This window comes from Variovorax sp. RA8, from assembly GCF_901827175.1.
Taxonomy (GTDB): domain Bacteria; phylum Pseudomonadota; class Gammaproteobacteria; order Burkholderiales; family Burkholderiaceae_C; genus Variovorax.
The window spans coordinates 4,915,292-4,934,337 of the sequence record NZ_LR594662.1 but is presented as its reverse complement, the minus strand read 5'-3'; the positions used below and the strand labels follow the sequence as shown (position 1 = coordinate 4,934,337).

At 68.2% G+C, this 19,046-nt stretch carries 19 protein-coding genes; 6 read left to right on the top strand and 13 right to left on the bottom strand.

Features of this window, described 5'->3' with window-relative positions; all coding sequences use genetic code 11:
- Window positions 1-2 precede the first annotated feature (2 nt).
- A complete protein-coding gene (locus E5P3_RS23285; RefSeq protein ID WP_162588118.1) occupies window positions 3-989 on the bottom strand; it encodes a Bug family tripartite tricarboxylate transporter substrate binding protein in 987 nt (328 codons plus the stop codon).
- 97 nt (window positions 990-1,086) lie between these two features.
- Here E5P3_RS23285 and E5P3_RS23280 point away from each other — a divergent pair, with 97 nt between their 5' ends.
- Window positions 1,087-1,938: a helix-turn-helix domain-containing protein gene (locus E5P3_RS23280; RefSeq protein ID WP_162588117.1), complete on the top strand. Its 852-nt coding sequence runs from the start codon at window positions 1,087-1,089 to the stop codon at window positions 1,936-1,938.
- Window positions 1,939-1,946: 8 nt separating this feature from the next.
- Here E5P3_RS23280 and kynA read toward each other — a convergent pair whose 3' ends face one another.
- From kynA to E5P3_RS23255, 5 genes are all read right to left on the bottom strand, one after another.
- The gene (gene kynA, locus E5P3_RS23275; protein ID WP_162588116.1) at window positions 1,947-2,783 is read right to left on the bottom strand and encodes a tryptophan 2,3-dioxygenase; all 837 of its coding nucleotides are present in this window, start codon (window positions 2,781-2,783) and stop codon (window positions 1,947-1,949) included.
- A gap of 48 nt (window positions 2,784-2,831) precedes the next feature.
- Complete coding sequence (gene kynU / locus E5P3_RS23270; protein WP_162588115.1) at window positions 2,832-4,118, bottom strand: kynureninase; 1,287 nt, start codon at window positions 4,116-4,118, stop codon at window positions 2,832-2,834.
- Window positions 4,115-4,753 carry an arylformamidase gene (gene kynB, locus E5P3_RS23265; protein WP_162588114.1) on the bottom strand — a complete coding sequence of 213 codons (639 nt, stop codon included), beginning with the start codon at window positions 4,751-4,753 and terminating at the stop codon, window positions 4,115-4,117. The genes kynU and kynB overlap by 4 nt, the downstream gene beginning before the upstream one ends.
- 85 nt (window positions 4,754-4,838) lie before the next feature.
- Window positions 4,839-5,831 (bottom strand): ornithine carbamoyltransferase, encoded by a 993-nt coding sequence (gene argF / locus E5P3_RS23260; RefSeq protein WP_443083262.1) that lies wholly within the window; start codon window positions 5,829-5,831, stop codon window positions 4,839-4,841.
- A complete protein-coding gene (locus tag E5P3_RS23255) occupies window positions 5,828-7,033 on the bottom strand; it encodes an aspartate aminotransferase family protein (protein ID WP_162588113.1) in 1,206 nt (401 codons plus the stop codon). The genes argF and E5P3_RS23255 overlap by 4 nt, the downstream gene beginning before the upstream one ends.
- Before the next feature lie 162 nt (window positions 7,034-7,195).
- On the opposite strand from E5P3_RS23255, the gene E5P3_RS23250 reads away from it, so the two are divergent.
- Window positions 7,196-7,528: a DUF3579 domain-containing protein gene (locus E5P3_RS23250; RefSeq protein ID WP_162588112.1), complete on the top strand. Its 333-nt coding sequence runs from the start codon at window positions 7,196-7,198 to the stop codon at window positions 7,526-7,528.
- A 113-nt stretch (window positions 7,529-7,641) separates the two neighbouring features.
- Here E5P3_RS23250 and rpsT read toward each other — a convergent pair whose 3' ends face one another.
- A complete protein-coding gene (gene rpsT, locus E5P3_RS23245; protein ID WP_068676180.1) occupies window positions 7,642-7,953 on the bottom strand; it encodes a 30S ribosomal protein S20 in 312 nt (103 codons plus the stop codon).
- Between the two features lie 118 nt (window positions 7,954-8,071).
- Between rpsT and murJ the strand changes: the two genes are divergently transcribed.
- Genes murJ through E5P3_RS23230 form a run of 3 tightly spaced genes read left to right on the top strand, consistent with a single transcriptional unit; the run spans window position 8,072 to window position 10,965 of the window.
- Window positions 8,072-9,637, top strand: a complete 1,566-nt coding sequence (gene murJ, locus E5P3_RS23240) for a murein biosynthesis integral membrane protein MurJ (RefSeq protein ID WP_162588111.1) — start codon at window positions 8,072-8,074, stop codon at window positions 9,635-9,637.
- Between the two features lie 54 nt (window positions 9,638-9,691).
- Window positions 9,692-10,543 carry a SirB1 family protein gene (locus tag E5P3_RS23235; RefSeq protein ID WP_162588110.1) on the top strand — a complete coding sequence of 284 codons (852 nt, stop codon included), beginning with the start codon at window positions 9,692-9,694 and terminating at the stop codon, window positions 10,541-10,543.
- Entirely contained in the window at window positions 10,543-10,965 is a 423-nt protein-coding gene (locus E5P3_RS23230) for a bleomycin resistance protein (RefSeq protein ID WP_162588109.1), read from the top strand. Before E5P3_RS23235 ends, E5P3_RS23230 begins: the two co-directional genes overlap by 1 nt.
- 15 nt (window positions 10,966-10,980) lie before the next feature.
- Here E5P3_RS23230 and E5P3_RS23225 read toward each other — a convergent pair whose 3' ends face one another.
- From E5P3_RS23225 to purM, 6 genes are all read right to left on the bottom strand, one after another.
- Window positions 10,981-13,131, bottom strand: a complete 2,151-nt coding sequence (locus tag E5P3_RS23225) for an amylo-alpha-1,6-glucosidase (RefSeq protein WP_162588108.1) — start codon at window positions 13,129-13,131, stop codon at window positions 10,981-10,983.
- A 14-nt stretch (window positions 13,132-13,145) separates the two neighbouring features.
- Window positions 13,146-14,210 carry a glycosyltransferase family 4 protein gene (locus E5P3_RS23220; protein WP_162588107.1) on the bottom strand — a complete coding sequence of 355 codons (1,065 nt, stop codon included), beginning with the start codon at window positions 14,208-14,210 and terminating at the stop codon, window positions 13,146-13,148.
- A gap of 125 nt (window positions 14,211-14,335) precedes the next feature.
- Window positions 14,336-15,331: a GlxA family transcriptional regulator gene (locus tag E5P3_RS23215; RefSeq protein WP_162588106.1), complete on the bottom strand. Its 996-nt coding sequence runs from the start codon at window positions 15,329-15,331 to the stop codon at window positions 14,336-14,338.
- A 12-nt stretch (window positions 15,332-15,343) separates the two neighbouring features.
- A complete protein-coding gene (locus E5P3_RS23210; RefSeq protein WP_162588105.1) occupies window positions 15,344-15,916 on the bottom strand; it encodes an isochorismatase family protein in 573 nt (190 codons plus the stop codon).
- A 106-nt stretch (window positions 15,917-16,022) separates the two neighbouring features.
- On the bottom strand, window positions 16,023-17,081 hold the full coding sequence (locus E5P3_RS23205) for an AI-2E family transporter (protein ID WP_232073284.1): 1,059 nt from the start codon (window positions 17,079-17,081) through the stop codon (window positions 16,023-16,025).
- A gap of 14 nt (window positions 17,082-17,095) precedes the next feature.
- On the bottom strand, window positions 17,096-18,136 hold the full coding sequence (purM, locus tag E5P3_RS23200) for a phosphoribosylformylglycinamidine cyclo-ligase (protein ID WP_162588104.1): 1,041 nt from the start codon (window positions 18,134-18,136) through the stop codon (window positions 17,096-17,098).
- 207 nt (window positions 18,137-18,343) lie between these two features.
- Here purM and hda point away from each other — a divergent pair, with 207 nt between their 5' ends.
- Window positions 18,344-19,030, top strand: coding sequence for a DnaA regulatory inactivator Hda (gene hda, locus E5P3_RS23195; RefSeq protein ID WP_162588103.1), 687 nt, complete (start codon window positions 18,344-18,346; stop codon window positions 19,028-19,030).
- Window positions 19,031-19,046 lie beyond the last annotated feature (16 nt).

Sequence of the window (19,046 nt, the reverse complement as noted above, 5' to 3'; positions counted from 1 at the left end):
CCTCAGTCGGCCGTGATGGCCAGGTCCTTGATCAGCTTGCCCATCACTTGATATTCGGTGGCATTGGTCTTGGCCAGCACCTCGGGTGCGCCGCCGACCGGCTGGGCACCGAAGGTCGCCAGTTTGCTCACCACCTCGGGCGACTTGATGATCTCGTTCAGATGGCCGTTGAGCAGGCGCACGACCTCCATGGGCGTGCCCTTGGGAGCAAAGAACCCGTTCCAGGCGCCGACCACGACGTCCTTGTAGCCCAGTTCGGCAAGCGTAGGCACCTGGGGCGCGAGCGGCGAGCGGGAGGCATCGCCGATGGCCAGGGGGAGGAGCCGGCCCTGGCTGGTGTACTGGCTCACGACGCCGAGCGTCACCCAGGCCGTGTCGACATGGCCGGCGACGACGTCGTTGACCGATGGGGCGACGCCACGGTACGGCACATGCGTGATCTTCACGCCGGCAGCGCGGTTGAGCCATTCACCCGCGATGTGCATCGGCGAGCCGGCGCCCGGGGAGGCGTAGCTGAGCGTCTTGCCGGAGCGGGCCAGCGCGACCATCTCCGGCACCGACTTCGCGCCGACCCCCGGATGGGCCACCAGCACGAGGGGCTGGGTCGCGATCTGGATGATCGGCTCGAACCCGTGCAGCACGTCATAGCTGGCGGCGGGCGACAGGCGCAGCACCATTGGCGCGGTGGTGAAAGGGTTGGGCGTGAAAAGCAGCGTGTAGCCGTCGTGCGCTGCGCGGCCGACGAACGAGTTGCCCAGCGTGCCGCCCGCGCCCGGCTTGTTGTCAACGATCACCGGCTGGTTCAAGCGCTGCGCCAAGCGCTCGGCAAGCATGCGCGCGATCGAGTCGGTGTCGCTGCCGGGTGGGTAGGACACGATGATGGAGATCGGCTTCGCGGGATAGGTCGCTTGGGCGGTGGCGGGTGCGATGGCGAGGCCGCAGGCGAGCGCGAGGGCGCCGAGCGTGAGCTGTCGTCGAAGGGCTTTCATGGGGTGTCTCCTGGGCTCGGGCCCGCTGTGATGGGATGAAGGAAGCGAGCGAATTCTGTGGGTCGCTTCCCGGTGTAGCCAGACATAATTTCACCCAATGAACCAATTGCGACGCGACAGTTTCCGCAGCGCCGGGCCCGCGCCCGGCGTGAAGTCGATCACCGCACTTCGCCGCGGGCTCGATGTGTTCTGGTCCATCCAGCGCTCGTCCGCCGCCACGCTGGCGGACCTGCACCGCCAGACCTCGCTGTCCAAGGCCACGCTGCTGCGCATCCTGAGGACGTTGCAGGAGGCCGGGTGGATCGAGCGGAACGAGATCGAGAACCGCTATGTGCCAGCGGCCAGCCCCGGCGAATCGGGACTGGCCCTGGAATGGCGCACCCGACTTTCCGCGCTCGCGACGCAACCGCGAGAGCAGTTGCAGCGAGTCGTCCCCTGGCCGACCGACCTCGCAGTGCTGGACGGGCTCGCAATGTTGATCCTCGACACCAACCGGCCGATCAACGGGCTGGCGGTCAACTACCGCGTGCTCGGCTTTCGCCCGCGGCTGCTGCTGTCCTCGCTCGGGCGCTGCTACCTCGCGTTCTGCCCGGAAGCCGAACGGCGCAGGCTGCTGGGCGGGCTGGCGCGTTCGCCCTACGAGGTCGACCGTGCCGCCTTGAAGGCGCATGGTGCCGCCGACTGGCCCGCCCGCTACCGGGCGCAGGGATATGCATCGCGCGACCCGAGTCCGACGAGCCTGGATTCGCCGGAGCGATTCGGCGCCATCTCGGTGCCGATTCAGCTCGGTGGTGTGGTGGTCGGCTGCATCAGTTGCGCGTGGCTGCCGGCGGTCGCGACCGAGCAGGAGGTCGTGAAGCGCCATCTCGGCGATCTGAAGGCCGCCGCGCAGGCCGTCCAGAACCGTCTGGCAGCGGCGAAGTTTCCAGCGGTGCCGCCGGGCCGATAGAACCAGAACTAGAGATCCGTGCGCAGCTTCCAGATCTCGGGGAAGAGCACCACGTCGAGCATCTTGCGCAGGTAGCTCACGCCGCCCGTGCCGCCGGTGCCGCGCTTGAAGCCGATCACGCGCTCCACGGTGGTCACGTGGCGGAAGCGCCAGAGGCGGAACGCGTCTTCCAGGTCGGTCAGCTCCTCGCCCAGCTGGTAGAGCTCCCAGTGCTGCTTCGGATCGCGGTAGATGGTCAGCCAGACCTGCTCCACGCCATCGCTGCATTCGTACGGACGGGTCCAGTCGCGCTCGACGTGGTCGGCCGGAATGGCGAAGCCCCGGCGCGCCAACAGGCGCAGCGCCTCGTCGTAAAGCGAGGGGGCGTGCCAGGCCGCTTCGACTTCGGCCAGCAGCTCGGGCCGGTGTGCATGAGGCTTGAGCATGGCGGCGTTCTTGTTGCCGAGTGCGAACTCGATGCATCGGTACTGCCAGCTCTGGAAGCCGCTGGAGCTGCCGAGGTAGGGCCGCATCGCGCTGTACTCCGGCGGCGTCATGGTGGCCAGCACATCCCAGGCATGCACCAGCTGTTCCATGATGCGCGAGACGCGCGCCAGCATCTTGAAGGCACTGGCAAGCTCGTCCTCGGCGACGCAGCGGATCGCGGCGCGCAGCTCGTGAAGCATCAGCTTCATCCACAGCTCGCTGGTCTGGTGCTGCACGATGAAGAGCATCTCGTCGTGGGCCGGCGAGCGTGGGTGCTGGGCGTTGAGGATGGCGTCCAGGCTGAGGTAGTCGCTGTAGCTCATCGAGGCGCTGAAGTCGAGCTGCGCCTTTTCTTCGTGGACGATCTTTTCGGTGCTCACTGGAAAACCTCCGCCCTGCGGGCCGTGCAATTCATGATGGGCCTTCCTTCAAGTCACGGCGAGCTTCTGGTTGAACTCGGGCCGCTTCCATTCCTCGCGTTCCAGCACCTGCACCAGGTGCTCGACGGCGTTCCAGACATCCTCGAAACCCAGGTACAGGGGGGTGAAGCCGAAGCGCAGGATGTCGGGCGTGCGGGTATCGCCGGCACGGAAGTCGCCGATGACGCCGCGGGCGATCAGCGCCTGCACGATGGCGTAGGCGCCCGGCCCGTTGTCTGCGAGCGCCAGGCAGACCTGCGAACCGCGCCGAGCATGCTCGCGCGGCGTGACCAGCGTGAAGCGGCCCGGGCAGCGTTCCTCGACCAGGGCGATGAAGGCATCGGTAAGGGCCAGCGATTTGGCGCGCAGTGCCGCCATGCTGCCGCGGCCGCCGTCGAAAGGCTCGGCCGCGAGCACCGAATCGATCCCGCATTCCAGTGCAGACAGCGCGATGATGGGCTGGGTCCCGCAGAGGTAGCGTGTCACGCCCGGCGCGGGCCGGTAGTGCGGCGTGAACTCGAAGGGCGCCGCATGGCCGAACCAGCCCGACAGGGGCTGCTCGAAACGGCTCGCATGCCTCTTATGCACCCAGACGAAGGCCGGCGCGCCCGGGCCGCCATTGAGGTACTTGTAGCCGCATCCGATGGCGAAGTCGGCCTCGCTGTCGTTGAGCGCCACCGGCACCGCGCCTGCGCTGTGCGCGAGGTCCCACACCGTGAGCGCGCCGAACGCGTGGGCCGCGGCGGTGAGCGCCTTCATGTCGTGCATCGCGCCGGTTCGGTAGTTGACGTGCGTCAGCATCAGCACTGCGACCTGGTCGTCCAGCACGGCGGGCAGCTCGCTTTCCTCGACCAGCTTCAGTGTGAAGCCGCGCTCGCGGCACAGCGATTCCGCGATGTAGAGATCGGTCGGGAAGTTGCTGCGCTCGCTGACCACGACGCGGCGACCGCTGGGCTTCATCTGTGAGAGGGCTGCGAACAGCACCTTGTAGAGATTGATCGAGGTGCCGTCGGTGCAGACCACCTCGCCCGCTGCAGCGCCGATCAGGCGGGCCAGCTTGTCGCCCAGGCGCTGCGGCAGGTCGATCCAGCGCGCGCTGTTCCAGGAGCGGATCAGGCCCTCGCCCCACTCATGGCTGACCACTTCGGCAATGCGCGCAGGGGCGGCCCTGGGCAGCACGCCGAGCGAGTTGCCGTCCAGGTAGGTCACCCCCTCGGGCAGGATGAACTGGCCGCGCAGCGCGGCGAGAGGGTCTTCGGCATCGAGGCGCCGGCAATCGTCGAGGGTCATGGTCATGGGGCAGTGAACTCGCGCAGCACCGCGCGAACGGGGGAAGCGTCGGCCGTCAGCAGCTTGAGCGGCAGTGCGATGAGTTCGTAGTCGCCCTCGGGCACGGCGTCGAGCACGAGGTTCTCGAGCACGCGCAGGCCGAGGCGGCGGATCACCTGGTGACTGTCGAGGGTCTTGCTGTCGGCGGGGTCGATGCTGGCGGTATCGATGCCGATGAGTTTCACGCCCAGCGCCGCGAGGCGTTCGATGGTGGCGGGCGCGTAGGCCGCGAGCGCGCCGTCCCAGCGGTCGATGGGGGCGCGTTCATAGGTGCGGACCAGCACGCGCGGCGGCAGCCTGTGCACGGCATGCGCGATGTGCGCCCACTGGATCAGCGGCCCGCGCGCGATCGCATGGATCACGCGGCAGGGGCCGAGATAGGCAGCGAGGTCCACCTCGCCGATGGTCGCGCCTTCCGGGTCGTAGTGCAGCGGCGCATCGGCGTGGGCGCCGACGTGCGGGGAGAGAGTGATCTCGCTGACATTGACCGGGCAGCCCGGCGCGATGGTCGCGGCCCAGCGTTGGCGATAGGGCGTGTCGCCGGGAAATACCGGCGCGCCTTCATGCACCGGCGGCGAGATGTCCCAGATGCGTTGGTTCATGGCGCGAACTTAGCGCCGTGAACAGCGTCGTGGTGTCGGTTATTTCCAACAGAACGCAAACATCGGCAAAGGCGCCGAGCGGCGGTCAGCCAGCCTGGCGGCCGAGCAGCAGGAACTCCATCAGCGCCTTCTGCGCGTGCAGGCGGTTCTCGGCTTCGTCCCAGACCACCGACTGCGGGCCGTCAATGACCTCGGCCTGCACTTCCTCGCCTCGATGGGCAGGCAAGCAGTGCATGAAGAGGGCGTCGGGCTGGGCCGCGCGCATCATCTCCTCGTCCACGCACCAGTCGGCGAAGGCGGCGCGGCGGGCCTCGTTCTCGGCCTCGTAGCCCATGCTGGTCCACACGTCGGTGGTCACCAGGTCGGCGCCGCGGCAGGCTTCCATCGGGTCCTTGAAGACCTGGTAGCTGTCGGCCGAGCGGATGCCGGCGATCGACTGGTCGACCTCGTAGCCGCTGGGCGTGCTCACGTGCACCTTGAAGCCCAGGATCTCGCTGGCCTGAAGCCAGGTGTTGGCCATGTTGTTGCCGTCGCCGACCCAGGCCACCGTCCTTCCCTTGATCGAGCCGCGGTGCTCGATGTAGGTGAAGATGTCGGCCAGGATCTGGCAGGGGTGGAACTCGTTGGTCAGGCCGTTGATCACCGGCACGCGCGAGTGCGTGGCGAAGGCCTCGATCTTAGTCTGCTCGTAGGTGCGGATCATCACCAGGTCGACCATGCGGCTGATGACCTTGGCGCTGTCCTCGATCGGCTCGGCGCGGCCCAACTGGCTGTCGCCGGTGGTCAGGTGCACCACGCTGCCGCCGAGCTGGTACATGCCGGCCTCGAAGCTCACGCGGGTGCGCGTCGAGGCTTTCTCGAAAATCATGGCCAGGGTGCGGTCGGTGAGCGGCTGGTGCTTCTCGTAGGCCTTGAACTTCTTCTTGATCAGAGCGGCGCGTGCGAAGACGTAGGCGTACTCGTCGGCGGTGAAGTCCGAGAACTGGAGGTAGTGGCGCAACGCCGGGACCGAGTTCTTTGGAGAACCTTCGCCTGCGGCTGCGGTGCGAGCGCCTTCGGGCGGCCGGGCGGCGCTCATGGCGTGGCCTCCGCGAGGAAGGTCTTCACGATCGGCGCGAGGATGGCGACGATCTCGTCCGCCTCGGCCACGCTGAGGATCAGCGGCGGCACCAGGCGGATCACGCTGTCGGCGGTCACGCTCAGCAGCAGGCCGGCCTCGCAGGCGCGATTGAGGATCACGCCGCAGGGACGGTCGAGTTCGATGCCCAGCATCAGGCCTTGGCCGCGGATGTCCTTCACGCCGGGCAGGCCGCCCAGTTCGCGCTCCAGCGCGCCCTTGAGGTGCGCGCCCACGTTGGCTGCATTGTCGAGCAGCTTGTGCTCTTCCATGATGCGGATGGTCTCGATGCCGGCGCGCATCGCGAGCGGATTGCCGCCGAAGGTGGTGCCGTGGTTGCCCGGGGCGAAGATGTTGGCGGCGCGCGGACCGGCCACCACCGCTCCGACCGGCACGCCCGAGCCCAGGCCCTTGGCCAAGGGCATCACGTCCGGCTTGATGCCGGCCCACTGGTGCGCAAACCACTTGCCGGTGCGGCCCATGCCGCACTGCACCTCGTCGATCATCATCAGCCAGTCGCGCTCGTCGCACAGCTGGCGGACCTGGCGCAGGTACTCCCAGCGCATGGGGTGGATGCCACCTTCGCCCTGAATGGTCTCGAAGAACACGGCGACCACGTTCGGATTGCCCTCGGTCGCCTTCTTCAGCGCCTCGATGTCGTTGAGCGGCACGCGGATGAAGCCTTCGACCAGGGGCTCGAAGCCCTTCTGCACCTTCGGGTTGCCGGTGGCCGACAGGGTGGCGATGCTGCGGCCGTGGAACGCGGCCTCGTAGACCACGATCTCTGGGCGCTCGACGCCCTTGTCATGGCCGAACTTGCGCGCCAGCTTGAGCGCGGCCTCGTTGGCTTCCAGGCCGGTGGAGCAGAAGAAGACGTTGGTCAGGCCCGAGAGTTCGGTGAGCTTGGTGGCCAGCTGTTCCTGGCCCGGCACGTGGTAGTAGTTGGAGCTGTGGATCAGCTTGGCGATCTGCTCCTGCAGCGCCGGCACCAGCTCGGGATGGTTGTGGCCCAGGGTGTTGACCGCGATGCCGCCGAGGCCGTCCAGGTAGGCTCGCCCCTCGGTGTCCCAGACTCGGCAGCCCTGGCCGTGCGACAGCGCGATCGGCAGGCGGCCATAGGTGTTCATGACATGGGGCGAGGAGGGGGCGGCAGTGGCGCTCATACGATCTCCGAAAAGGGGAACAGGGATTCTAGGGTTGCGTTTTGACAGCGTCGTTGAGGATTGCGCATCACAGCAATGCCGCGCCCCCGTGTCGCTCGCGGGACCCACCCGGATAGAATCCATTGTGCAGCGCAGCACCCGCCTGCGTCCTTCGCGCAATCCATGGTTTCCCCCTCCGCCAAACAAATTTTCATCCAGGGCATCACCCAAGATGGCCGGACCTTTCGCCCGAGCGACTGGGCGGAGCGGCTGGCGGGCGTGATGTGCTCGTTCCGGCCGGGCGGGCCGCAGCCGGACAGCCACCTGAGCTATTCGCCCTGGTGCGTGCCGACCGTGATCAACGGCATCAAGTGCGTGGTGGTGAGCGCCGAGCTGCGCGAGGCCGAGGTGATGGCCTGGGACTTCGTGATGAACTTCGCCCGGGACAACAACCTGCAGGTAGCCGAGGCCTGCCTGGTGCCCGACGCGGCGCCTCCCGCTGGCAGCCGGAAGTAGAAAAGCACCCGCCCATGAAAAAACCGCCCGAAGGCGGTTTTTTCACTTTGCTGCAGCGCACCCAGATCAAACGGCGGACTGGCGGGAGGCCTGTCCGGGCTTGCCTGAAGACGTCAGGCGGCGGCCTTTTCGGCGAGGGCCAGGGTCTTGACCTTGGCTGCCAGGCGGCTCTTGTCGCGAGCAGCCTTGTTCTTGTGGAAGATGCCCTTGTCGGCGATGGTGTCGACGATGCTCTGGGCCTTCGCGAAGAGCTCTGCCGCCTTGGTCTTGTCGCCGGCCACGACGGCCTTCTCGACATTCTTCACAGCGGTGCGGTACTTGGAGCGCAGCGAGGTGTTCGCGGCGTTGAGCTTGGTGTCCTGGCGGACGCGCTTGCGGCCCGACGCGAGGCGCGGGTTCTTTTTCTTGGGCTTGGTGGATGCCATGGATGGTGTTCCTTACAGTGTCTGCGGATGATGCGGCAAAGCCCTCCATTATAGGCGATGGGCAACTGCCCGTCCCGGGCCCCGGGAAGAGCACGCGCAGCCACATACACTTCCGGCCGTGTCGCTCTTCAAATCCGCCTCCACCGTCTCCCTGCTGACGCTCGCTTCCCGCATCACGGGGCTCATCCGCGACGTGCTCATGACCTCGGTGTTCGGCGTCAGCGCGATGACCGACGCGTTCTACGTCGCCTTCCGCATCCCCAACCTGTTCCGGCGCGTGTTCGGCGAGGGCGCCTTCAGCCAGGCGTTCGTGCCGGTCCTGGCGGCCAACCGGACCGAGCAGGGCGACGCAGGCGCCAAGGCACTGGTGGACCACGTGGGGACACTGCTGACCTGGACCCTCGTCCTGCTGTGCGTGGCGGGCGTGATCGGGGCGCCGCTGATGGTCTGGGCCATGGCCAGCGGCCTGCAGAAGAACCCGGAGAGCTTCGACGCCGCCGTCGCCATGACGCGCTGGATGTTCCCCTACATCGGCTTCATGTCGCTGGTGGCGCTGGCCGGCGGCATCCTCAACACCTGGCGCAAGTTCGCCGTGCCTGCGGCCGCGCCGGTGCTGCTGAACGTGGCGCTGATCCTCTCCATCGTGGTCGGCGCGCCCTGGTTCAGGCGCCTGGGGCTCGAGCCGATCTATGCGCAGTGCGCAGGCGTGATGGTGGGCGGGGTGCTCCAGCTGGCGCTGCAGATTCCCGCGCTGCGCAGGGTTGGGATGATGCCGCGCATCGGCCTCGGCCCGGGCGCGATCCGCGCCGCCTGGGCCGATCCGGGCACGCGCCGCGTCGCGCGCCTGATGCTGCCGGCGCTGATCGGCGTCAGCGTGGCGCAGATCTCGCTGCTGATCAACACGCAGATCGCCTCCCACCTCGCAACCGGCAGCGTGAGTTGGATCACCAATGCCGACCGGCTGATGGAGTTCCCCACCGCGTTGCTGGGCGTGGCGCTCGGCGTGGTGCTGATGCCCCAGCTCGCCGGCGCGCGCGCGGCCCAGGACGATGCGCGCTACTCCGCGATGCTCGACTGGGGCCTTCGCCTGGTGGTGCTGCTGTCGGTGCCCTGCGCCCTGGCCCTGCTGGTCTTTGCGCGACCGCTGGTGGCCGTGCTGTTCCACAACGGCGCCTTCAACGAATTCCACGTGCAGCGCACCAGCCTGGCGTTGATGGGCTACGGCGTCGGGCTGGTCGGCCTGGTGGCCGTCAAGGTGCTGGCGCCGGGCTACTACGCCAAGCACGACACGCGAACGCCGATGCTGATCGCGGTGGCGGTACTGGTGCTGACGCAACTGCTCAACGTCGCCCTGGTGCCGCTGCTTCAGCATGCGGCGCTGACGCTCACCATCGCCATCGGCGCGATGGTCAATGCGCTCTGGCTGCTCGTCGGACTGGTCCGCCGCGGCAGCTATCGGCCCGAGCCGGGCTGGGGGCGCTTCCTGCTCCAGGTGCTGGCGGGGACCGCCGCGCTGAGCGCCCTGCTGGTCTGGGGCAACCAGCACTTCGACTGGATCGGGCTGCAGGCGCAGCGCCTGCATCGCATTGGCCTGCTGGCGGCACTGGTGATAGGCGGGGCGTTGCTGTACTTCGCAGTGCTGGCGCTCGCGGGCGTCAAGCTGCGCAGCCTGGTGCGCCGCTGATTCATGGCGCATGCCCTGCCTTGACGCTCGGCGCGGGCTCCTCTACAAAGACACATGACGTTCAGCTTCCAGGCGCCCACCGCACTCGAGTACTTCGAGTCGCTTGTCAAGAGCGACGACCACTTCCCGCTGCTCGAAGCCGCCGCCAGCCTGGCCCAGGACGAATACCCCGAGCTCGATGTCCAGCAGGTGCTGGGCGATGTCGACCAGTTGCTCGCGCGCCTCAAGCGCAGGCTGCCCGCCGATGCCGCACCGCTGCAGCGGCTGCGCGCCCTCAACCAGTTCTTCTTCCACGACCTGAGCTTTGGCGGCAACGTCAACGACTACTACGACCCCGACAACAGCTACCTCAACGCGGTGCTGCGCACGCGCCGCGGCATCCCGATCTCGCTGGCCGTGCTGTGGATGGAGCTGGCGCAGGGCCTGGGCCTGCAGGCGCGCGGCGTGGGCTTCCCGGGCCACTTCATGGTCAAGATCACGCTGCCCAAGGGGCAGGTGGTGATCGATCCCTTCACCGGCAAGTCGCTCTCGCGCGAGGAGCTCAGCGAGCGTCTCGAGCCCTACAAGCGCAGCAGCGGGCTGGTTGGCGACTTCGACGTGCCGTTGGGCCTGTACCTGCAGCCGGCCTCGCCGCGCGAGATCATCGGGCGCATGCTGCGCAACCTGAAGGAAATCCACCGGGCGCAGGAAGACTGGCAGCGCGCGATCGCGGTGCAGGACCGGCTGGTCACGCTCTTCCCCGAGGCCTGGGGCGAGCACCGCGACCGCGGGCTGGCCCATGCGGAGCAGGGCAACACCGCACGCGCGGTACGCGACCTCGAGACCTACCTGATGCATGCCGAGGATGCGCTCGACATCGATGCCATCGCCGAGCGTGTCGCCGCCTTGCGCCGGGCGGAGAACTGATGGCGCAGGACAGCAAGACCGCGGCCGCCGACCTCGGCACGCTGCATGAATTCCACGGCGTGCAGCCGGTGCTGCCGGTCGCCGATGCGGCCCGCGCCGCGCGCTATTTCTGCGATGTGCTCGGCTTCGAGCTCGACTTCATCGCCGGCGAGCCGCCGAGCTATGCGCGGGTGAAGAAGGGCGACCGCAGCTACGGCGATCCGGTCTACATCCGGCTGTGGCAATGCGGCCGGCGCGAGGCCGAGGCCTGGCGCGGCGAGATCGTGATTCATGTGGGCCAGGACGTCGACGGCCTGCATGCCGCTTACGTGAAACGCGGCGTCAGCGTGATCGAGCCGCCGATGTCGCAGCCCTGGGGGCTGCGCGAGTTCGCGATACGCGAGCCCGACGGGCATGTGCTGCGCTTCTGCGGCTATCTCTGAGCGCCTCTCGCCGCCTTACAGCTTCAGCGACAGCTTGACCGGTGACGGCCCCTCCTGCCGGTCGATGAATGCGACCACGCGCTCGCCCAGGCGCTGAAAGCTCAGGTCCAGCTTCTGCGTGCCGAGTTGCAGGTGCCGGAGCTGGAGATGGTCGATTCCATCCGGCAGTCGCGGATCCTCGACGCGCACCAGTCCGCGATGGGCATCGAGCTGCAAGCCCAGACAGGCCTGCAGCAGCATGAAGACCGAGCCCGCCGCCCAGGCCTGCGGCAAGCAGGCGACCGGATAGGCGATCGGCGCCTCGCCCGGCGCGCGCTCGAAGCCGCAGAACAGCTCGGGCAGCCGCATGCCGAAATGCGTGGCAGCCTCGAACAGGCCGTTCAGCAGCCGGACCAGCCCGTCGCGCTCGCCGTAGCGCGCCAGCCCGGCGCCGCACAGCACCACGTCGTGGGGCCAGACCGAGCCGTTGTGGTAGGACATCGGATTGAAGCGCGGCGTCTCGGGCGGCAGCGTGCGAATGCCCCAGCCGGAGTTGAAGGCACGCGAGAGCAACTGTTCGGCGGCGGCCCGCCCGCGCTCGGCGCGCGGAAGCCCGGTGTACAGAAGATGCCCCACGTTCGACGCCCGCACCCGGCAGGGTTGCCCGTGGCCGTCAAGCGCAAGCGCGTAGAACTGCATGTCCTCCTGCCAGAAGTGCCGTTCGACCGAAGCCTGCAGCGCCACCGCGCTTTGCTGCCAGTGGCGGGCCGCGTCCGCGTCGCCGCGCAGGCGCGATAGCTCGGCCATCGCGGCGTAGGCGCGGTAGGCGTAGCCCTGGACTTCGATCAACGCGATCGGCCCTTCCGGCGTGCTCCCGTCGGCGTGGAACACCGAGTCGTTGCTGTCTTTCCAGCCCTGGTTGGCCAGCCCGGTCACCTCGCCGCGCGCATAGCTCAGGAAGCCGGTCGGATGGCTGGCCGCGCTGCGCTCGATCCAGCGCACGGCGGCTTCCAGTGCCGGCCAGAAGGCATCCAGCACGTGGGGATCGCCCATCCGTTCCGCGTAGGCACCCGCCAGCATGACGAACAGCGGCGTCGTGTCGACCCCGCCGTAGTACTTGGCGAAGGGCAACTCGTTCACCGCCGCCATCTCGCCCTTGCGCGTCTCATGCATGATCTTGCCCGGCTCGGAGTCGCGGAAAGTCGAGGTCTGCTGCGCCTGGTTGTGCGCCAGGAAGGACAGCACGCCGTGCGCCAGGCCCGGATCGAGCCATAGCGTCTGGAGTGCTGTCACGATCGCATCGCGTCCGAACGGGGTCGAGAACCACGGAATGCCGGCGTAGGGGTACGGGCCGGTGGGCAGGTCGGTGGTCAGCAACGCCAGGTCGGCGCGCGATTTGTCCAGCCACGACTGGAACAATCGGCCCGAGGCCAGTACGCGCGCGCCGCGCCGCTGGCGCGTGCGCATGCTGCGCCGGGCCGCGGCTGCGGCTTGCCGGTAGCGCGAACAGCCGGCGTCCGAAGGACAAGGTCCGATCTCGGCATGCAGCGTCCAGCGCTGCTGCGGATCGAGTTGCACCATGAAGGCCGCATGCCGCTCATCCATGCGCTCGGGGTTCTCGGAGAACTCGATGCACATGCTGCGCAGCAGGCCGTCGAGGCCCTGGTAGCGCAACTCCACGCCGCGCTCCTTCAGCAGCGACGGCTCGCGGGCGCCGCGCTGCTGCCGCTGCTGGCCGCGCACCTCGAACATGTCGTGGAAATCGGCCGCGAAATGCAGTGTCAGCGGTGCCTGCACCCGTTGGTCGCCATAGTTCAGCACGCTGATGCGCTCGAAGATGCGGTCGTTCCAGATGAAACGCTTGCGCTCCAGGTGGATCACGCCCTCCGCCGTGGCCGGGTTGCCGAGCAGGGGCAGCGGGTGGTTGGTCATGTTGGCCGTGAAGAACAGGTTGTCCTGGCTCACGGCGCCCGACAGCAGCGAAGGCCTTCGACCGGCCAGCCGCAGGAGGAAGGTCGACAGCATGCGCGTGTCGTTGTGGAACAGGCCGTCGGCTTCTCCCGTGACGTCGCCGTAGACATCGGCGACCAGGAAGGTGTCGCCCTCCTTCAGGACAAAAAGCCGCTGCGGATTGCGTTCGAGTACCGCCTCGACCTCGAGCTCCGCGAGCGGCGGTTCAGTCGTCATGCCTTGGCTCATGCTCAAGCCGCCTTGGGATAGGAAGTGCCGTCTTTGTCGTGCGCAGGACGCCGACGATACAACTCCACGTAGGCCTTGGCCATGGTTGCGGCAGAAAAACGCCGCTCGAAGGTGGCGCGGACCTCGGTGCGGTCGAGTGCACCGATCTGTTGGACGGCTGCGAGCGCCTCATCCTCGTCGCCGACGATCAGGCCGCTGATCCCGTGATCCACCACCTCGGGCACCGAGCCGCAGCGCCAGGCGATGACCGGCGTCCCGCAGGCCATGGCCTCGATCAGCACCAGCCCGAAGGGCTCCGGCCAGTCGATGGGGAACAGCAGGGCGCGCGCGCCGCCAAGGAAGGCGGGCTTCTCGGCATCCCCGATCTCCCCGATGAATTCCACCAGCGGATGGTCGAGCAGCGGCCGGATGCGCTCACGGAAGTATTCCTTGTCCACCGCGTCGATCTTGGCGGCGATCTTCAGCGGCAGCCCTGCGCGAGTGGCGATCGCGATGGCCCGGTCGGGCCTTTTCTCGGGCGAGATCCGGCCGAGGAAGGCGAGGTAGCCGCCGGCCGCCTCCGGCTGGAAGGGGTAGAGCGCCGGGTCGAGTCCATGGTGGACCGTGCCGTGCCAGCGGGCAAAGGGCAGGGGCGCGCGCTGGTGCCTGGAAATGGAGGCCAGTGGGAACTGCTGCCACTGGGCATAGGCTTCGGGCAGGTCCTTCAGGTCCAGCCGGCCGTGCAGGGTGGTGAGCGTGCGTTCGGCCATGTCCGCGAAGAAGGGAAAGTGCAGCAGGTCGATGTGGAAATGCAGCACGTCGAAGTCGTCCGCCTGTCGTCGCACCTCCTGAAGCAGCACCATGTGGCTGGCCAGGTCAGATTTGAGCGGCGCCGGGTCCAGCCGCAATGCCTGTTCGCGTATGGGAACCAACTGCGCCCGTGTGCGTGCGTCGGCCGAGGCGAACAGGGTGACCTCGTGACCCTGGCTCACCAAGGCATTGCAGAGATGGGCGACGACCCGCTCCGTTCCGCCATAGAGACGGGGTGGCACGGACTCGTACATTGGAGCGATCTGAGCGATCTTCATGGCCTCTGGCTCCCCGCGCGCTAGGTGTGAAAGACGCTAGAAGAGCACCGGGCGCAGACGCGCCGGGCCGGACGATGGCGCTTTTTGGATAGGACGAATCGCACAAGCCGCAGGCGCTCAGGCGCTCAGGCGCGGGGGGCGAGCCGGTGGCGCGAAGGCACTCCCTCGGCGCCGAACCGCCTCCAGGCGCGGCGCAGCTGGGTGTCGGAAGCGAAACCTGCCAGCTCGGCCGCGCGGGTGACGTTGGCGCCCGAGTCGAGGGCCAGCCGCGCTGTCGCCAGGCGCAGGCGGCGCAGGTAATCGAGCGGTGCCACGCCTGCATGCTCGACGAACAGGCGCGTCAGGTGACGTGACGAGGTGTGGGCGACCTGGGCCATGCGCGGCACGCTCCAGTCGTCCTGCGGCGCCTCGCTCACCGCATCCTGCACGCGATGGAGCGCAGGGTGCAGGTGGTTGCGGTGGGCCAGGAAGGGCGAGAGTTCCGGGTCCTGCGGACCGCGCCGCAGCGCCACCACCATGGTCTGGGCGACCTGGGCCGCCAGCGCCCCGCCGCAGGTGTCGGCAATGCGATGCAGCATCAGGTCGATGCCGGTCGTCACGCCGGCGCTGCTGTAGAGCGGCGGGTCGATCACGAACACGCGGTTGGCCACCACGTCACAGCGCGGTTCCACCCTCCGCAGTTCATCGAGGTGATGGTGATGGGTCGTGACGCGCCGTCCTGCCAGGGCGCCGGCATGGGCAGCCAGCAGGGCGCCGGCGCAGATCGTCACCAGCTCGAGACGGCCCCGCTCCAGTCGCTGGCCGCGCAGCCAGCGCAGCAGTGCCTGGGCGTCCGCACCGGCCGTCGACACTGTGTCGCCCGGCAGGCCCACCAGCACGATCCAGGCGGGCCCGTCGTCCCAATAGGTCGGCAATGGATCCAGGCCGCTCAGGGTGATTCCGACGGAGCCGGTCGAGGTGGGGCTCGGGGAGGCGAACTCGATGGCGAAGCGCTCGGCTTGCCCGCCGGCGCGCAGCTGCTGGTTGGCGATGCGCAGCGCTTCCGCCGGGCCGGCCCAGTCCAATACCAGGCTGTTCGGTAGCAGCACGAACACGACCCGGATGCGTGGCGCGCTGCTCATCCGCCTTCGTCCTCAGGCCGCGGCCAGCGCGCCGGCCCGCTCCAGTGCTTGCTCGACGGTGCACAGTTTCGCGAAACGGCCTTCCAGCACGGTCGCGGTGCGAGCCTTGATGTCGGCCGCCGCCAGGGGCCGGCCGTCGGGCTGCGTCATGTCGAAGGTCAGCGTGGCATCGGTAACGAAATCGACCGCCCAGCCCAGGTCTGAGGCATGGCGGGTCGTGGTCTCGCAGCATTGTTCGGTGCGGATGCCGCTCACGATCAGCCTGGCGATGCCGTTCTGCGTCAGCCACACATCGAGCCCGGTCCCGACGAGGGCGCTGTGGCGGTGCTTGGTGTAGGTGGCGGCCGCTTCGAAAGACGCGAGCTCGGCCAGCGGCCGGACGTGGCCGGATTCGATGGCGAAGGGGTTGTCGGCGAGAGCGGGTCCGTCGACGTGAAAGATGCGCACGATCGGAATGCCGGCAGCGCGGCAGCCTTCGATCAACGCGTTCTGGGCGAACGCGTAGGCGGACAGGTCACGCGGGGTGAAATAGGGGCGATGGCGGAAGGATTCCTGGGCATCGATCACTATCAGACAAGACTTCATGGCGCAAAACTCCGGGCAGGTGGATGATGCGCCTTATTTTTCCTATGTTTCTGCCGCCTGTCCGCCCTCAGCAGGACACGAATCGGTCAAATCAGGACATTGACTTTCAAACCAGCCGTGCCGCCTGCAGTTCCTTCTTGAGGTAGGCGTAGAACAACGGAGCCGCCACCAGCCCGGCCGGGCCGAACACGGCCTCGGCCACGAACATCACAGACAGCAGCTCCCACACGCCCATCTGCGTGCGGGCGCCGACCACCTTGGCATTGATGAAGTACTCGGCCTTGTGAATGAGGATCAGAAAGCCCAGGCAAGCCAGCGCAGTGACCGGCGAGACCGACAGGCCCACCAGCGTGATCACCGTGTTGCACAGCAGGTTGCCGACGATCGGCACCAGGCCGGCGACGAAGGTCAGCGTGATCAGCGCTGGCGTGTAGGGCAGGTTCAGCTCCCAGTGCGGCAGCACGAACAACAGGAAGATCGCAGTCAGCAGCGTGTTGAAGGCCGCGATCCAGAACTGTGCGGCCACGATCTGGCCGAAGGCCTCGCCGAACAGGGTGATGCGCTGCTTGAGCAGCTCGGCCAGCGGGCGGCCGCTGGATGGATGCCGGGCCACGGCCGCCAATGCCCCGACGATCAGGCCGACATAGGCGAACAGCAGGCCGCCCAGCCAGGCGCGGCCGGTCAGCGCGAGCGCGCCGGCCTGGGCGCGGAGGTAGCCGGCGATGACCCGCTGCACCTCGGCCGTGCCTTCGGGCAGGTAGGTACCGATCTCGGGCGGCAGCTTGAGCCGCAGCTCCAGCACCGTGCGGGCGATGTAGTCGAGCAGTTCCTGGTATTGCTCCGGCGCGCCGAGCACGAACTCGCGCGCTTCCGAAAACGCCAGCATGCCCAGGCCGATCGGCGCCAGCGACACGAGGGTTGCGGCGACGACGCGCGACCAGGACGACGGGGAGTCCGGCGCCTGCTGGCGCGCCTTCGCGGGGAGCAGCCGGCCCAGTCCCGCATCGAGCAGGCGCGCGAGCCAGCGTGTGCCGAGAAAGCCGATGCAGACGCACAGCAGCCCGGGCAGCAGGCCCTGCCACATGATCAGCAGCAGGGCGCCTGCGATGAGCAGGTAGCTCGCCGTGACCAGCCTGCGCGAGGGGAGGGGGGCGACGACGCTCACGCGGCGGAGGCTTTTCAGGCCACGACCACGGCCGCGCCGGCGCCGAGCGGCGCGATGGTGCCGATCTCGTACACCGTCTCTCCCTCAGCACGCAGCGTGGCGGCGCAGGCCGCGGCGTCGGCCGCGTCGATCACAACCACCATGCCGATCCCGTTGTTGAAGGTGCGGTTCATCTCCAGGTCGTCGATGCCGGCCACCTTCTGCAGCCAGGCGAAGAGCTCGCTTTGCGGCCAGCTGCCCTTCTTCAGGTGCGCCGCCGTGCCCTCGGGCAGCACCCGCGGGATGTTCTCCAGCAGCCCGCCGCCCGTGATGTGGGCCAGCGCCTTGATCGGGTGCCGGGCCAACGCCGCCAGCACCGGCTTGACGTAGAGCCGGGTCGGCGCCATCACGGCCTCCCGGAAGGGTTGGCCGTCCAGCGTGGCGGGCAGGTCGGCGCCCGCACGCTCGATCACCTTGCGCACCAGGCTGAAGCCATTGGAATGCACGCCCGCCGAGGCCAGGCCCAGTACCACGTCACCGGGCTTGACGTCCCGGCCCGTGAGGATCTTCGACTTCTCGACCGCGCCCACCGCGAAGCCGGCCAGGTCGTACTCGCCGGCCGGGTACATGCCGGGCATCTCGGCGGTCTCGCCACCGATCAGCGCGCAGCCGCTCTGCTCGCAGCCGCGGGCAATGCCGCCGACCACTGCCGCGGCCGTGTCCACATCGAGCTTGCCGCAGGCGAAGTAGTCGAGGAAGAACAGCGGCTCGGCACCCTGCACCAGCACGTCGTTGACGCTCATGGCCACCAGGTCGATGCCGACGGTGTCGTGCATGTGCCACTCGAAGGCCAGCTTGAGCTTCGTGCCCACGCCGTCGGTGCCGCTCACCAGCACCGGCTCCTTGTAGCGCTTGGGTACCTCGAACAGGGCGCCGAAGCCGCCGATGCCGGCCAGCACGCCCTCGCGCATCGTCTTCTTGGCCAGCGGCTTGATGCGGTCGACCAGCGCGTCGCCGGCATCGATGTCGACGCCGGCATCCTTGTAGCTGAGCGGGGTGGGCGGGGTGGAGTTCATGGGCGGGCCGGACGAAAAAGAAGTGACGGTCGAAGGGAGGAGGAGAATGACGCCGGCAACCGGGGCGGTCGGGCCGATAGAATTCCCCACGATTTTAAGGGCCCTGTTGCCCCGCGCCCTCGGCCCGTCGCGCAGCGCTTCCGCCTGTCCCATGAATCCACGTACCGCGTCATCCGCGTCCTTCCAGCCGCCCGCCGTGGCCTCGGCATGAAGCAGCTCGCGCTCGATATCGGCCTTGCCTCCGGTCCGACACTGGCGGGCTTCTTCGCCGGTCCCAACGAACCCGCGCTGCGGCATCTGCGGCTGTGGGTGGGCGATGCGCGTTCGAGCACGCTGCATTCGCCGGTGCCGACTTACCTCTGGGGCGAGAGCGGCAGCGGCAAGACGCATCTGCTGGAAGCGGTGCGCAGCGCCCTGCGCGAGCAGGGCGCGAGCGTGGGGTGGCTGCATGCGGGGCTCTCGGATCCGCCCGACTTCGACGAGCGCTGGGGCGCGGTGCTGCTCGACGACGTACATCTCTACACGGCGGTCCAGCAGCACGCGGCCTTCAACTGGTTCGTCAACGCGCAGAGCCTGCAGCGCGGGGTGGTGGCGGCGGGCGCGGTGCCGCCGGCCGACCTGCCGCTGCGCGAGGACCTGCGCACGCGCCTGGGTTGGGGCCATGTGTTCCACTTGAAGGTGCTGAACGAACCGGAGCGCCGTGCCGTGCTGCGCCAGGCCGCCGACAGCCGCGGCGTGATGCTGACGGACGAGGTGCTGGACTACATGCTGCATCGCTTCAGCCGAGACCTCGGCAGCCTGATGGAGCTGCTGGCGCAGCTCGACGGCTATGCCTTGCAGACCCAGCGCGCGATCACGATCCCCCTGATCCGGTCGATGCTCGAAAATGAATGAGGGCGCGTCCCGCGCC

Excerpts from the sequence above, each read along its gene's own strand:
- E5P3_RS23285 (WP_162588118.1), bottom strand. The coding sequence starts at position 989 with ATGAAAGCCCTTCGACGACAGCTCACGCTCGGCGCCCTCGCGCTCGCC.
- E5P3_RS23280 (WP_162588117.1), top strand. The coding sequence starts at position 1,087 with ATGAACCAATTGCGACGCGACAGTTTCCGCAGCGCCGGGCCCGCGCCC.
- kynU (WP_162588115.1), bottom strand. The coding sequence starts at position 4,118 with ATGACCATGACCCTCGACGATTGCCGGCGCCTCGATGCCGAAGACCCT.
- kynB (WP_162588114.1), bottom strand. The coding sequence starts at position 4,753 with ATGAACCAACGCATCTGGGACATCTCGCCGCCGGTGCATGAAGGCGCG.
- argF (WP_443083262.1), bottom strand. The coding sequence starts at position 5,831 with ATGAGCGCCGCCCGGCCGCCCGAAGGCGCTCGCACCGCAGCCGCAGGC.
- E5P3_RS23255 (WP_162588113.1), bottom strand. The coding sequence starts at position 7,033 with ATGAGCGCCACTGCCGCCCCCTCCTCGCCCCATGTCATGAACACCTAT.
- E5P3_RS23250 (WP_162588112.1), top strand. The coding sequence starts at position 7,196 with ATGGTTTCCCCCTCCGCCAAACAAATTTTCATCCAGGGCATCACCCAA.
- rpsT (WP_068676180.1), bottom strand. The coding sequence starts at position 7,953 with ATGGCATCCACCAAGCCCAAGAAAAAGAACCCGCGCCTCGCGTCGGGC.
- E5P3_RS23235 (WP_162588110.1), top strand. The coding sequence starts at position 9,692 with ATGACGTTCAGCTTCCAGGCGCCCACCGCACTCGAGTACTTCGAGTCG.
- E5P3_RS23230 (WP_162588109.1), top strand. The coding sequence starts at position 10,543 with ATGGCGCAGGACAGCAAGACCGCGGCCGCCGACCTCGGCACGCTGCAT.
- E5P3_RS23225 (WP_162588108.1), bottom strand. The coding sequence starts at position 13,131 with ATGACGACTGAACCGCCGCTCGCGGAGCTCGAGGTCGAGGCGGTACTC.
- E5P3_RS23220 (WP_162588107.1), bottom strand. The coding sequence starts at position 14,210 with ATGAAGATCGCTCAGATCGCTCCAATGTACGAGTCCGTGCCACCCCGT.
- E5P3_RS23215 (WP_162588106.1), bottom strand. The coding sequence starts at position 15,331 with ATGAGCAGCGCGCCACGCATCCGGGTCGTGTTCGTGCTGCTACCGAAC.
- E5P3_RS23210 (WP_162588105.1), bottom strand. The coding sequence starts at position 15,916 with ATGAAGTCTTGTCTGATAGTGATCGATGCCCAGGAATCCTTCCGCCAT.
- purM (WP_162588104.1), bottom strand. The coding sequence starts at position 18,136 with ATGAACTCCACCCCGCCCACCCCGCTCAGCTACAAGGATGCCGGCGTC.
- hda (WP_162588103.1), top strand. The coding sequence starts at position 18,344 with ATGAAGCAGCTCGCGCTCGATATCGGCCTTGCCTCCGGTCCGACACTG.